The 15,090-nt window shown below is 43.3% G+C and carries 10 protein-coding genes; 7 read left to right on the forward strand and 3 right to left on the reverse strand.

Annotation, left to right across the window (positions count from 1 at the left end):
- Window positions 1-72: 72 nt before the first annotated feature.
- Window positions 73-1,596 (reverse strand): flavocytochrome c, encoded by a 1,524-nt coding sequence (locus MHI32_RS03970; protein WP_340011917.1) that lies wholly within the window; start codon window positions 1,594-1,596, stop codon window positions 73-75.
- Window positions 1,597-2,079: 483 nt separating this feature from the next.
- On the opposite strand from MHI32_RS03970, the gene MHI32_RS03975 reads away from it, so the two are divergent.
- The 7 genes from MHI32_RS03975 to MHI32_RS04005 all read left to right on the forward strand — a co-directional run bounded on the left by MHI32_RS03975 (window position 2,080) and on the right by MHI32_RS04005 (window position 11,301).
- Window positions 2,080-2,967: a hypothetical protein gene (locus MHI32_RS03975; RefSeq protein WP_254847754.1), complete on the forward strand. Its 888-nt coding sequence runs from the start codon at window positions 2,080-2,082 to the stop codon at window positions 2,965-2,967.
- Window positions 2,968-3,108: 141 nt separating this feature from the next.
- The gene (locus tag MHI32_RS03980) at window positions 3,109-3,498 is read left to right on the forward strand and encodes a VOC family protein (protein WP_340011918.1); all 390 of its coding nucleotides are present in this window, start codon (window positions 3,109-3,111) and stop codon (window positions 3,496-3,498) included.
- A gap of 34 nt (window positions 3,499-3,532) precedes the next feature.
- Window positions 3,533-4,402 carry an aminoglycoside phosphotransferase family protein gene (locus MHI32_RS03985; RefSeq protein ID WP_076185125.1) on the forward strand — a complete coding sequence of 290 codons (870 nt, stop codon included), beginning with the start codon at window positions 3,533-3,535 and terminating at the stop codon, window positions 4,400-4,402.
- 672 nt (window positions 4,403-5,074) lie between these two features.
- The gene (locus MHI32_RS03990; protein WP_340011919.1) at window positions 5,075-6,631 is read left to right on the forward strand and encodes a glycosyltransferase family 39 protein; all 1,557 of its coding nucleotides are present in this window, start codon (window positions 5,075-5,077) and stop codon (window positions 6,629-6,631) included.
- Window positions 6,632-6,662: 31 nt separating this feature from the next.
- A complete protein-coding gene (locus tag MHI32_RS03995) occupies window positions 6,663-6,911 on the forward strand; it encodes a hypothetical protein (RefSeq protein WP_076128566.1) in 249 nt (82 codons plus the stop codon).
- Between the two features lie 96 nt (window positions 6,912-7,007).
- Window positions 7,008-7,760: a peroxide stress protein YaaA gene (gene yaaA, locus MHI32_RS04000; protein ID WP_340011920.1), complete on the forward strand. Its 753-nt coding sequence runs from the start codon at window positions 7,008-7,010 to the stop codon at window positions 7,758-7,760.
- Between the two features lie 175 nt (window positions 7,761-7,935).
- Window positions 7,936-11,301 (forward strand): HEAT repeat domain-containing protein, encoded by a 3,366-nt coding sequence (locus MHI32_RS04005; protein WP_340011921.1) that lies wholly within the window; start codon window positions 7,936-7,938, stop codon window positions 11,299-11,301.
- An 81-nt stretch (window positions 11,302-11,382) separates the two neighbouring features.
- Here MHI32_RS04005 and MHI32_RS04010 read toward each other — a convergent pair whose 3' ends face one another.
- Together MHI32_RS04010 and MHI32_RS04015 are read right to left on the reverse strand one after the other, a co-directional pair.
- On the reverse strand, window positions 11,383-13,158 hold the full coding sequence (locus MHI32_RS04010) for an ABC transporter ATP-binding protein (RefSeq protein WP_036684845.1): 1,776 nt from the start codon (window positions 13,156-13,158) through the stop codon (window positions 11,383-11,385).
- Complete coding sequence (locus MHI32_RS04015; protein WP_076305246.1) at window positions 13,145-14,920, reverse strand: ABC transporter ATP-binding protein; 1,776 nt, start codon at window positions 14,918-14,920, stop codon at window positions 13,145-13,147. Before MHI32_RS04015 ends, MHI32_RS04010 begins: the two co-directional genes overlap by 14 nt.
- Window positions 14,921-15,090: the final 170 nt, after the last annotated feature.

A 15,090-nucleotide genomic window follows, 5' to 3' on the forward strand; every position in this document is an offset into this window, starting at 1 on the left:
AAGCTCAAGCCAGCGGCTAACTTGCCGATGCTTGAGCTTTTTGCTGTGAGGCCTATAGTATCTGTTATCTACTTATTTTGCTTTTATGAATTCAGCAGATTTGATCCCAGCTTGACGACCAAAAATAATGATTTCGGCAACAGAGTTACCGCCAATCCGGTTTTGTCCGTGTAAGCCGCCTGTAACTTCGCCTGCCGCAAACAGACCAGGGATAGCTTCACCATCTTTATTTAGAACCTCTGTGTTCGTATTGATCTTCACGCCACCCATGGTGTAGTGAATCCCAGGAGCAATTTTAATAGCGTAGAAAGGACCAGTGGACAGGTCATTGTCCATTCCTGTAGTTCTGCCAAATTCGGCATCCTTTTTATTCTTAACGGCGCTGTTCCAAGTATCAAGCGTTGTTGCCAGCTTATCCTCTGGAACACCGATTTCTTTGGCCAAAGCTTCGATGGAATCCGCCTGAATCACGAAGCCCATTTTGTCATATTGTTCAATAGCCTTCACACGGGATTTAACACCGGAATCAAAGACCAGCGTAGCTGCTTTATTAGGCAGTGTATTGATGGAAGCTGTTACTTTATCACGGGTATCCAATTCATTGGTGAACCGTGTACCTTCACTGGAAACAAGGATAGCGCCTTCCCCACGAACAGCTTCGCCGATGAGGTAGGATTTTTCTTGCTGCACAGTCGGGTGAACTTGGATTTGATCCATATCGACGGTTGTGCCGCCGAGTTTCTCAATCATCTTGATGCCGTCCCCGGTACTGCCGATTTGGTTAGTAGTAACGTAGCCTTCCAAGTCAGGTCTTACTTCGGAGATCAAATCCATATTGGCACCGAATCCGCCAGTGGTTACAACGACAGCATCTGCCGTAATTGTTTTTTCCTCTGTTTGGTTAAAGAGGACTTTGACGCCATTTACTTTGCCATCTTTTTCAGTGATTTCTTTGACATCAGCATTCACGAAAAGAGGGATTTCTTTCTCTTGTACGTTTTTCACTAAACCTTTGACAAGGTATTGTCCCACAGCAGAGCCATCTTCAGGACGGTGTGTACGTTTTTCGTTCATGCCGCCTGTAATGGTGATATTGTTCAAGCGGATTCCGATGGAATCCAGCCAATCGATCGCACTCGCGGAATTATCAACGAAGAAACGAAGCATTTCTTTGTCGTTAGTGTCATGGCCACCTTTTAATGACTCTTCATAAAATAAATCATTGCTGTCTTCAATGTTTTGTTCTTTTTGGAATTTCGTTTCAGAAGCGTTCATCCCCGAAGAGGATTTGGTTGTGTTCCCGCCGGCAACCGGCATTTTTTCCAAAATAACAGGGTTCATGCCTTTCTCTTTGGCCTCAAGCGCCGCGGACATTCCCGCACCACCCGCACCGACAATGATGATATCATATTTATCTTTTAATTGATCAAATGGTGTGTAGCTTGCTTCAGATGCCCCGGAGACGGCTTCAACTTCTTTTTTCTCGTTGTTATTACTCTTGCTCTCGTTCACCTTGTCGTTTCCATTACCGCAACCTGCGGTAACGAGCATGACAGAGAGGACGAGACTCAGAGCACCAGCTGCTTTCTTTTTCATTGTTAACCCTCCACTTTTATATTTCTCTATTAAGATGTACCAAAAGAACCCGACATAAAAGAAAGGAAGTATCAGAGGGAGTTGGAAGTGGAGAAGCGCGCGCGTCGCTGTTATTCTCCTAACTTCAAATCTTCTACGGTTACGTCCACAGTTTCCATCGTTATTCTCTTTAGTTCATCTTCTTATTAAGTATACCATCAATCATGACTATTAGTGAAAGTTTTCACAAATTATACAAGTCGTCTATTCTAACATAGGGTAACGAAATATTGAGCGGATTAGGCGGAAAATGGACCATAAACCATATAACTAGAAGATTTGGCGTGAGATTTTCTCACTGTAGAAGTGGTAACTGTCACGGATTAGTAAAGCGGTTTTTGTTTTTCTGGATTTTTAAATGGTAAAATGAGAGTATTGCCTACTAGTCAATCCGGAAAGACTAACATGAGACATAGAAACAAATTCTAATTAATAGGTGAGAATATGGAATTTAATAATGTAATAAAAGAAAAAGTAAAAGAAGATAACTATAAAGTGTTTGCTTTACTAAGCCGCTATTTGAATAATACCCCCGACTTTATTAACAAAGAAGAAATTGAAGAAATCGTAAACTGTGGTGTATCTTATGAATACGCTTTTGGTTTAATGCTGGCTGCTGCTTTTGGGATGGATACGGTTGATAATGTTGATGATAAGGAATTGTTCAACCAATATTTTAGCAATATGCTTCATAAGCTTGATGCAAATGAATATTATGACAATCCATATTATAAAAATATCAAGATACCAACTATAAAGATTAATAATAGTGAATTAAAATATGAAAAATATAAACCTTTTGAAGGTTTTGTTTGCAATGATATCATCCGGACAGAAGAGGGAAGACAAATTCCTCAGGTTGGTTTTTTTCAAACTGAATTCATGTTCCCGGCTGTCTTGGAGAATGAAAGAATCTGGATGACGATCACACCAAATGAAATAGAAACAATGAAAGAAGCTGTTGATAAAGCGTTTGGGAATGTTCTTACATTTGGGCTTGGACTTGGCTATTATGCTTATATGGTTTCTGAAAAAGTTAATGTTGAAAGCATAACGGTTGTTGAAAAAAATCAAGATGTCATTGATTTATTTAATAAATATGTACTGCCACAATTCAGTAATGCTCACAAGATCAGGCTTATCCAAGCAGATGCTTTCGAATATGCAGAACAACATATGTCTAAGGAAAAATATGATTTTGTATTTACGGATTTATGGCATGATGTTTCTGATGGAATGGATATGTATTTAAAAATGAAAAAGTTTGAAAAGGAAAGCCCGGATACTGTATTTATGTACTGGATAGAACAATCTATTTTATGTTATTTGTAAAAATACTTTTGCCCAGTAACTAAGCTCTGTAGAGTTTCTACAGGGCTTTTTATTATTTTATAGTTCATTTCATAATTTTTAAGCCTATGTTACTATTTCTATAACCGTAAAAGGAATATTTTAGAATAGTAGGTGTATTTTATGGAAATCGGCGCGATCACTTTTTTTGTGAAAGACATGGAAAAGATGGTTACCTTTTATCGTGACGTCATGAAGATAGCTATAGAATGGGATGGTGGCGTATTTACCGGGGTTCAACTGAAGAGTGGTGTATTCTTTAATTTGTGTCAGCGGGATGCACTGAATATGTCACAGCTAACCTATCCCAGAGGGATAAACGGGACTATGGAAATTTCATTTGGCGTTCCCTCACCTGAGGACGTTGACAAGGAATTTGAGCGTATGGTAAAGGCAGGAGCGACTCCTGTAAAAGAACCTATTTCGCAGCCCTATGGGTTGCGTGAATCTGTTGTAGCTGACCCAGAAGGAAATTTGCTTGAGATCGTAGCGGGCATTCCAGAAGAATCATAGAGTCTATACAATCATGCGAAAGGAAGACCCATTTTTGAAAACTCCTATATCTATCATAAATTGGCTAGAGCACAACGAAATCATAAACGACTTATTAAATCAGGAAGACAGCTTAACTGCGCATACAATGGATCAAGGATTTGAAGCTGAGGTCATGAGGATTAATTCTGATCAAGAGAGCTATGTACTGAAAACATGGAATAAGGAATCCAGACCGGATGTCCAGTTTCAATATCGTTTATTGGATGTTCTATCCGAACGAGGAGTAGCCGTCTCTAAACCAGTGGGCTGGGGAATCAATCCGGAGGGACATAAGGTGTTGTTAACAAGTTTTGACGGAACCCCTATTCATAAAATGAATACCAGGAAAATGAAGGAACTCGCAAGCCTATTAGCAAAAATACATAAAATTCGCGTTGAAGAGATTGGAAATATACAACTGCCAAAATACGATTTCATCGGCTACTTTTTCCCTGAAGCTAAAGAACAATCTGATATTTATAATGTATTGACTTCTCTGGTTGAGCAAACTCCAATGAAGCAAGACTGTATCATTCATGGGGATTTTCATATCGGAAATATAGTGGAGGATAAAGAGCGATATACCATAATCGATTGGACGAACGGCCAGTTGGGAGACTCTAGATATGATTTTGCCTGGTCACTTATTCTGCTGAAAATATATATCTCCGAGCGTTATGCTGATGTGTTCCGATCTGCTTATCTTTTGGGAAATGATATAGATCAGGAAGAACTTGAAATCTTTGAAGCCTGGGCATGTCTACGGTGGATTTTGCTGAATAGAAGAGGTAGCACACCGAAAGGGCCTAATACAACGAAAAGAGTGAAAGGCTTAATCGCTAATAATCGGTTTTTAAAAAAGATGGATAGTAAATTGTTCTGATGTACGCAAGGATGGATGGATTTTCTGGGAGATTGGAAATGTAATGTAACACCGTACATTATTACGTTATTAAATTATTTGTGGTATATTAAAGGTAGAAAAGACGTAAAATGCAAAGAGAGCCGTGCTGTAACACGACTCCCAAGGCAATAGCCGCTTTTAAGGGCGGTAGGCTTCAGCAAATAGGACACGACAGATAGACCGCATGCCTTTGTGAGTGGGCGGTCTATTTGCGTTTATTGGACAGCAGCGCTACGATAAGCGAACCAAAGGTTAGCATAAGCATCATTGCTTCAAACACTGTCACAAGGCATCCCTCCCTTCGGTGAGAGGTAGCCGACCGACCCTTTAAGCCTATTCTATTTGCTCCACCAGTATAGCATAATCGTTTGAAAGAGAATTAAGACTCTTGTCATAATACTCCCTAGGATTGGAGTGGTTTTCCATTTCCTCTCTTTGTCTCCGCAACTCTCTCCATTTTGAAACTTCCGTATCACATTTGCGACTTTTTGATTCCCAATTGTAGGACGTACCTCTCTTTCTAAATCTCTTCTTTGCGAATTCCCAAATATCCGATTTTCATTGGATTTTCAGTTTGGGTGTTTATAATGCTTTTTATGAATCGGGGCAGCGGATTGTAAAGGGCTTTCGATTGCGCAAAGGAGGTTTTCCATGATAAGAGGAATTCAAAAAACATTGTATCTCATACTTGCATTCTTTATCGGTCTTTTTATCGCATCCTCCTTTTTTATTAGGGCGAAATATAATTATTTCGTATATGGGGACACGCCAATTTTGGAGAGACAACAGCTGGGTCTTTTTATTCTAGTGATCGCAGTGGTGCTGGCATTAAGCGTTATTTTGTATAAAATGTGCCTGAAGCTTAATAAGTACAGTTGGAAAATAGTCATTCCAGCCACACTGCTGTTTTCTTTTGCAATCCAGATGGTGATTATCTTTCTGTTTCCACGCTTGCCGACGGATGATTCACAGACAGTCCTTTCATTGGCACTCGACATGCTGTACAGGAATGATTATTCGTCGTTTGACACGAACGGCTATCTGCATATGTTTCCGTTTAATTTTTCGATCGTTTTATATTTAAAGACGTTGTTGTTGATCTTTCCGGATAATTATCTGGTAATCAAAATATTTAATATTCTGTTTACACTCTTAACCTCATTAATGATTTACATGCTGTATAAAGAGCTCAATTATAAGTCTAAGGATAGGGATTATGGCATCCTCGTGTTTGCTGCAACCTATATCCCTTCATTGTTTATGAGTAATTTTATCTATAACGATGTGATCGCTACCGCCTTTCTGACAAGTGCTTTATATTTTGCCATAAGATTTATTAAAAGAAGGTCCATTAAGGATATTCTCTTCGCAGCTCTCTTACTGGCAATAGGCAACTATTTCCGCAGTATCGGTGTTATTTTTCTGATTACCGTGGTGGCGGGTCTTTTATTTAACATACGTTCTATCGGGATGAAAAAGGTTTTTAGCGCTTTGGTTATCACGGCCATATTGTTTAATGTTCCCGGCTGGACGCAAAATGCTGTGCTGCAGGCGACGAATGTTGCAGATGAACCGATGAACGAAAATTCCGCACCTGTCTACATGTGGCTGAATATGGGGATCAATCTGGAGACGTTTGGGTTCTGGGACAACCGGGAGAGCTACGCTATCTATCAGCAGGATGCAAATTATAATAAGGCAGAAAGTACGGAGTTATTTAAAGAAGAAATCAGTAATAAACTCTCCGAGGCGGGCCTAAGTGACTTAGTGAAGATGTATTATAAAAAAATCGTTTGGACCTGGACGGAAGGAACCTACCAGATGGAACGATATGGGCTCGGAAATGACGGATCATCCAGTAACGGGGGAAGAATGGGCTTTGTCATGGACCGTTATAGCTACACTAATGCTGCTACGGATTTGTTTAAGGCAGACTCCAATTATAGAAGCGGAATGTTGTGGCTGCTGTATGTTCTGAATTTTCTGATGTATGTATTTATACTCGTTCGCTTAATGGGTGGAATAAGAGCCAAAAGATTTGAAGAGACCTCTTTGATTCTTGTGGTGCTGGGCTTTATCGGATTCTATCTTTTATGGGAGATCAAATCCCGGTATATTTACCCGGTGTATCCGCTGCTGATCGTATTATCCTACATGGGTTTTAAGGACGTATACGATTATATGTTAAAAAGATATTTTCCACGTTAACTATGTTCGCTCGGAAAGAGGGGATTCAAAGATGCGGATCAAGCGATATTTCGCTTTGCTCATAGCAGTGCTAAGTTGTTCCATGGTGCTCGTCTCCTGCGATGCTATTACCGCACAGAAGATAACGAGTACTGACTCCGGGTCAAGAGCGAACGGGGGACAGGGCTTCACCGGCGGGCGGGGGAAAGATGGGGGCGGATCTCCCAACATGAAGGGTGGAACAAGGAGAAACGGCAACCCAGGTACAGATGGCGGTGGCGCACAAAGTGGGCGGCAGTGAACAAATTTCATGAACTTGCCCCAAGCCTACGAAGATTAAGTGTGATAGGATAAGGTTACATTTAAATTCCCCGCGGGGGTAAGAAAAGGGAGCACCATGAGAATCATTATATCGCCTGCCAAGAAGATGAAGATGGATACGGATTTCTTGGATTGCCGCCAGATGCCGCAATTCATAAGCGAGTCGCAGACTCTTCTGGCCTTATTACAAAAGTTGAATTATGAAGAAGCCAAATCGTTATGGAAATGCAATGATGCCATCGCCACGCTGAATGTGGAGCGGATTCGGGATATGGATGTAACACGGGATCTTACACCGGCTATCTTTTCTTATGAGGGTATCCAGTACCAGTACATGGCACCCGGGGTACTTCAAATGGAGGAGCTGGAATATCTTCAGCAGCATTTACGGATATTGTCCGGATTCTATGGAATCGTCCGGCCATTTGACGGCGTTGTGCCGTACAGGCTGGAGATGCAGGCAAAGCTTAGCGGACCTGGTTTCAAGTCTATCTACGAGTTCTGGAACAGGAAGCTGGCAGATCAGCTGTTTTCGGAGACTGACATCATTCTGAATCTGGCCTCTAAGGAGTACAGCAAGTGCATCTCCCCTTACATTGGCGGGAATGTTCGAATGGTTAGTTGTGTATTCGGGCAGGAGATCGGCGGTAAGGTAGTAGAGAGAGCGACCCTGGTCAAGATGGCCAGAGGTGAAATGGTACGCTTCATGGCTGAGCGGCAAATCAGCTGTGTGGAGGATATCAAAGGCTTCGACGGATTTGATTTCAGCTATGCTGATGAGCTGTCGGATGAGCGTACGTATGTGTTTATTCAGAAAAAGAATGACTAGAGCAAGCAGTACATGATGGGTAATTCTGAAGGGGGTTGAATAACCTGCTTCAGGGTTACCTTTATTTTTTGGTCAACGAAACCAGATGCTGAATTCTAGTTTTTTTAAAGGGGATAGATTAGGGTATAGAGAATAAAGTTCGGGTGGAATAAGAACAGGTTAACGAGGAGGACTTATGATTTTCAAAAGAGATCCATTGGATAAACAGAGCTTACTTAAAGAATTGGATTCGCTAGGTTATTCCGACAGAATCAAGAAAGTAGCAATCCTAGGCCGTGATCATCTCGGATCTGTCCAGTACTCCCAATTACTAGCCTCTTTGCTGGAGGATGGCGTTTATGAAGCACGACTTGCCTTAATCGGCGCCATTGCAACACAAGATGCTGCTATTATTCTATCAGCACTGCGGCATCCCAAGGCAAGTATCAGAAATACGGCTGCGGGTCTTTTGGCAAAGGTGGCTTTGGATGCTGATATTGAACATGAGCTCCCTCATTTATCCCATGATTGCCGCCGTAAGGTTCTGCACAGTATTTCACAGATTAACCGTCAGGAATTGGCGGAACGTTTATTGCCTATGGTGTACGCCCGGTGGGGGGCGGAGGAAGCCGCGATTATATTGCCGGCCTGTTATTCGGCAACGGTAAGTAAATGGCTTGCTGATATCGGATATGCCATAAAAGACTGGAAGAAATTATCCAGCCGACATCTTAACGTAGTAGCAGAATACTTTGCAACAACACTGGAAAGCACACCACTTAGGGAAAAAGGCTATGTCTGGTGGAGATTCTCATCAGCTCTGGAGATCCTATGCAATCTGCAGGCAGATTTGGTGCTGGAGTGTGCGCTGAACCATGGACCTATGGGCATCATACATCCTGCGTTAAAAGAACAGCTTGGCACGCTTGTACGCCAAAATCCTAATAAGGTATATCAGCTGTTAACACGAACGGAGTCGCGGAGCGATCTGATTTCTTATGGTGTTCCTGAAGCTGTTCTTAAAAGGAAAAAATATTTATCCATGGATCAATGGATGGAGATAGCGAAACTACTCGCAGATCACCCTATGCACATAGCAAAGCTGCTTCAGAATATTGCACCCTCTAACCGCAAGGTCATTTTCGATGCTGTGTATGAAGAAGATAAACGCAATGAACGCATTTTTCCGGAAAGATTACTATATGTATTACCACATGTCTTGCGTGACAAGGAAGCCACCCGGATGCTTGGCCTTCGTGAAATCAATGATGACCGGGAGAGAACAGTCAGATTTACTGCTTGCCGTTCTATTCTTCATTCAAGAGCGGGACTTGAACAAGCAACACAGGTATCCAGTGCAGACGAACGTGCCACGGCGCTTATGCAGCTGATCAGAAGTACCGTTCTGTCGAGACAGGGCATGAATGAAACTTTGGTGTACCTGGGCCGGATTAAAAATGATCAGGATCCTGTCCGGGGCGCTGTGTTTAAAGAGCTATCGGAAAGTCCTGCGTCTGTGTTCACGGATGCCCATGTACAAGAGCTTACTTTGCTTGTTGATAGTGTTATAGAGGCCAGAGATACTTCATATGGTACAAAATTTTCCGTTCAACAACTGGCGTTTGCTATTCTCCGGCATAACGCATTACATCCTCACGGTGAGCTGTTTAAGTTTTCTTTAAATACGATTCAGAAATTGGCCAAGCAGAATGGGCAGCTTTCCCTTCCATCCTTGGAGAAGAATTTACCCCGGGGAGTAGAAGAGATTATCTTCGACGAAATTTATACATTAGCTGTACAGGCCAACAAAAGAGAAGACTACAATCTGGTATTAAGCCTAGCTAGCTCATTCGGTAAAAGAGGTTACGGCATCATAAAACTTCAGAATCTGTTAAAGGAAGCAACGAAGGCAAAGGCGGATTCTACAGCCATACAAGCGGCCAGATACTGGCTTGCGCCTCGTACAACGCGTGATGCCAGAGTTAAGGAATTATTAGTTTTAGATAAATCGTATATTACGATCCATGAAGTGTTCCAGCATCTGCATCTGAAGCGTCAGGAATGGCTCGATCCTTTTATTTCAGGAGCTGTCATTAAGGGCAAGTTCCTATCAGGCAAAACTATCTATCTTGTGCCGGCCGCGGATGGATTCTACAGATGGCTGCCACGTCAGCAACAAGCTTTAAGTGTCTTATTAGAAAAAATTGCATACGATGCCAAACGTAATCTTTGGGAGCGTGCAAGCGTTATTAAGATCATGGCAAGCATGCCTGATCTCGGTTCGGATAGGTTACTTGGGCTTATGCAGGATAAGGAAGTAACTGTAGTAGAAGCTGCACTTCATGCCTTTTCGCTTATGGAAGAACCGGAGAAGGCACTTCCCGTTCTGCTGGAGAATCTGGATGGGGACCGGGCCCGTGTAGCCATGTACTCGATACCCAGATGCATCCGCAGGGTGAATCCGGTGTTACTGGTTACCATGCTGAAAGAGCTTCTGAATCGGGATAAGCTGAAGATCACTGTCAGAAAAGAAGCCATCCGCTTACTGGGCGCTTATAGAAGCGATGACAGCCTTCCGCTATTGATGAATGAGTTCGAGAAACCCAATGCACACAAGGATGTAATCATAGCCATAGGGCATGCTGCGAAACAGCTTTTAGATGATGAACGCGCTTGGGATATGTTAAGTACAATGGCTTCTTCATCAGAAAATGACATCGCAGGAAGTTTATTATCTCAACAGCCTAATGCTCTTCCGCTAGACTTTAGACCACGTTATCTAGGATTAATCCTTGAAATTGCAAGGCACCAAGATGCGTATATTGGCAGATATGCTTTCATTTCTATGATGCGGTGGACAAATGGAAATGAAGGGATTGTTGCAGCTGCCACCGCTCGGTCTATTACGGATTTGGAAGACAGCACTAGATGGGAAACTGCTATGAACACGCTGGTAGAAACCTGTCGCGATGGTAAGATCAATGAGGTTGTAGTTGGTGTATGTCAGAGACTGGTTAGTGCAGCGATAAGGGATGAATGGAACGCCACTGCCAAAAGAGATTTGCCTCATCGGCAACGTCTACTGAAATTAGTCAACCAGCTGATAGCTTTGCCAAAAATCACCCGGATGCACCTTATCCCTTTGTATACGGATCTGATTGACTGTCTGGCATCTGATGAGACCTTACAGCAAGCTGTGATGAAATTGTATATAGCAGCAATAGATTGGAATAATGTGAAGGAATCCGCCAATTATCTGAATCGGATCGTTACCACTATTTCAAATCAACCCCAGCTATTAAGCGATGTTTATAAGCAGGTCGCGTATAATTTAGAAGAGAGCACGGGATACTGGAGTCCGGAAACTTTATTGGAAATTGTAGATGTTCTAGGGTCTGAGAGCCAATATGAATCTCAGTATATTGGACTTTCGTTGCTTGAAGTTGCCGGAAGTGCTCTATTATGGAGTCCAGAGCCTGCAGAGCGTCTGCGGTTGTACAGAAATCACACGAACCTTGCGGTTCGCTCGCTTGCGCTAAATATTTGGACAGCGATAGATTAGTTTTTGATATTTTTTGAAAATAATAAAACATCAAAAAGCTCAGGCTGCAAATCGGCCTGAGCTCTTTTGATGTTTATTCGATTAAGCTTCCATCTTCTGTGCTGTGTAGAGGCGGTAGTAAAGGCCCCGCTGTGCGATAAGCTCATCATGTGAGCCGCTTTCCGCAATGCCTTTGTTAGATACGTACATAATACGATCGCAGTTTTTTACAGTGGAGAGGCGATGCGCGATAATGAACGAGGTGCGTCCCTTAAGCAGTTCATTTAGCCCTTTTTGCAATAAGCGCTCAGTCTTCGCATCAATGGAAGAAGTGGCTTCATCCAAGATGAGAATGCGCGGATCTGCCAAAAGTGTTCTTGCGAACGAAATGAGCTGCCGCTGTCCTTGAGACAGCTTGGAGCCACGTTCATTGACCTCTGTCATGTAGCCTTGATCGAATTCACGGATGAATTCGTCGGCGCAAACGGCCTTTGCAGCGGCGATTACTTCTTCTTCGGTTGCATCCAGTCGGCCGTACCGAATATTGTCCAGAATAGTACCGGAGAAGATGAAGCTATCCTGTAACATAATCCCCATCTGGCTGCGAAGAGATTTTAACGTCACCTGTGAGATATCCTGGCCGTCGATCAGAATCTGACCACTGGAAATGTTATAAAAGCGTGAGATCAGATTGACGACGGTTGTTTTGCCCGCACCTGTGGGTCCTACCAGCGCGATGCTTTCTCCCGCTTTGACCTTGAAGGAGATATTCTCCAGAATATTAAGCCCCGGGTCATAGGCGAAAGTTACATCGTCGAAGGTCACATGGCCCTGTACAGATGGCAGTGTTTTGGCATCCGGGATATCACTGACGGTAACCGGTTCATCCAGCGTTTCGAAGATACGCTCAAGATAGGCAACGGCGTTGATGAAGTTATTGTACAGGTTCGAAAGATTCAGAATCGGCTGCCAGAAGCGGGCAGCGTAGCTGCTCATCGCCAGAATGACACCGAGGGTCATGTCTTGAGGACTCAGTGTTAGTAGGCCTACAAGGAAAATCAATGATGTAACGATTGTAGACAAGTTGTCTACAGAGAACGGAATAAGTAAGTTGTAACGTTGAGCCTTCATCCATTCTTTACGGAAATTACCCGCGAGACGTGTGAAGATTCCTTCGTTACGTTGTTCCCGGGAGAACATTTGTGTCACACCAATACCGCTAATGCTCTCTTGCAGATAGGCGTTCAGGTTGGAGCTTTTGTTGGACACTGCTTGCCATGCCCGGCGTTGCCGGGTTTTGATCAGCAGCATGATGCCAAGGAAGACTGGCAGTCCGGCAAGGATGACAAATGAGAGTCGTACATCGACAGCGAACATGAAGGCTGCGATAAAGAGCAAATTCACGATTTCTAGAATAAAGTTGATAATCCCGTTGGACAACACATCTGAAACGGCGTTGACGTAGTTTACGACCCGGATAAGGATCTTGCCCTGTGGACGGTCGTCATAATATTTGAAAGGCAATTCTTGCAGATGCTTAAACAAATCCGTTCGGATGTCAAAAATAATATCCTGCCCAACACTCGTCATGATGCGCGAGCGTATCGTAGCCAGATAAACGCTGACCACGATGGTCACAAGCATCAGTGCAGCCCAACCCAGCAGTGCAAGCTTCTCTTTTGCCGGAATGGTCACGTCGATGACATGTTGCATGATCAGCGGAGCCGACAGTGAAATGGCTGCTGAAAGTGCACTGAGCACGAACGCAACAATCATTGGGGTTTTCTTTCGTTTGATATATACCATCGCACGCCGGAAGTGTTTTATATTAAACGGCGATTCAAGATTTTCATCGACGTCAAATTTATTCCTTGCCACTTGCGGTCACCTGCCTTCCAATACCCTCGTTCTGCAGTTTAAACACTTCGTAATAGTAACCACGTTTCGCTAGCAGTTCAGTGTGTGTCCCTTCCTCAACTAGCTTCCCGCCATCCAGAATGAGAATACGGTCGGCTTGCGAGGTAGTAGATACACGCTGCGCAATAATAATTTTCGTACAAGGATAGTCCAGTTCACGTAGACTTTTTTGGATATGCTCCTCCGTCTCAAGGTCGACCGCAGAGGTCGTATCATCGAGAATCAGAATAGGACGGTGTACCGCCAAAGCACGCGCTAAGGCAATACGCTGCTTTTGCCCCCCCGACAGTCCGACTCCGCGTTCCCCGACAACGGTATCATAACCTTCAGGCATTTTGGTAATGAAGTCGTGTGCGGCTGCGAGCTCTGCATAACCCATTGCATCTTCTTCCGGAAGATCAGGATCGCCATAGGCGATGTTTCCATCAATGGTATCAGAGAACAAGAGTACATCTTGGGTCGCCATGCCGATATTTCCACGAAGTTCATCAAGCTCCAGCTGCCGAACATCAACACCGTCTACGAGTACGCGCCCTTCAGCTACATCGTAGAAGCGAGGGATGAGGTTGATGATTGTTGTTTTGCCTGATCCTGTCGCGCCCATGATTGCTACAGTTTCACCGGGTTCAACGGTAAAGCTAATATCGTCCAGTACGATAGCGCTATCATATTTGAAGCGGACATGATCGAATTCAATACGGCCTTCATAACGGCGTTTGTCAGTGATAGTATGCTCGTTAACAATATTTGGCCGGGCATAATAGATATCTACGATTTTGGACAAGCTCGCAAAAAAGCGCTGAATGTCGTTGATAATGATACCGATGTTGCGCATAGGGTTGGATATAGCCCAAATAAGTGAAGAGAAGGCCATAAACTCACCGAAGGTGATCCGGCCGTTCATAAGGAACAAACCACCAACCAACATAAGGATTACGTTGAAGCCCTGAGCGAAGGATTCCAGATAAGGAAAATAATCAAGCCATACAAGGGCAGCCTTTTTGTTCGCTGTAGAATAGTTGACATTCTTCTCTGTGAATTTTTCGACCTCGAATTCCTCACGGGCAAAAGCCTTGACCACACGGTTGCCTGAGATATTCTCCTGTGTAGTCGTGTTAAGCTGGGACAGCCGTTCACGCAAGTCAATATACATAGGACGGACGCGTTTAGCGAATATGTAAGCCACGATAAAAATGGGCGGTGACAGGATAAGCATCCACAGCGTCAGTTCCGCATCTATGGTGAAAAAATAGATAACGGCGGCAAGGAAGATCGTTAGCGATTCAATGATCGTCTTAAAAATCCAGGCCATAGAGTGACGGACCATGTCCAGATCGCCTGTCATCTTGGTCATGAGATCGCCGGTACGATTATGATCGTAGTATTTTCTGTCCTGTCCCTGAATTTTGTTGTACAAATAAATGCGGACATTGTACATCATATTTTGCGAGGATATCTCGTACTGCATGGTCGTGAAATATGCGAGACCTGTGCGCAGTAGAGAAAATCCGATCATGCCCAGACAGAGCATAATCAATAATTGCCGTTCTTGTGTAAGATTCTGCAGGGCGTTGTCACCGGCTATAAACGTATCGACAATGCGCTGACTGATGTACGGATTCACGATTGTAAGACTTGAGCCCACCACCGAAAGGCAGAGTGCCAGAATGTATCGCGTCCGGTTTCCCTCTAGGTTCTGCCATAGCCATTTCAGTTCGAACATCTGATCACCTGTTTCTGATTGTTCTTGTTCTTTCACTCTTGCCTGAAAAGAGTAAATAAAACAAAGTGATTATAACATTATCAAATGACTAAGTATCGTTTACGGTAAAATTTCCTTGTTACATTATTGTTACAAAAAAATGAACTTATTAATGATGTGAATTTCACCTT

Source organism: Paenibacillus sp. FSL H7-0690, assembly GCF_037980415.1.
GTDB classification, from domain to species: domain Bacteria; phylum Bacillota; class Bacilli; order Paenibacillales; family Paenibacillaceae; genus Paenibacillus_AQ; species Paenibacillus_AQ odorifer.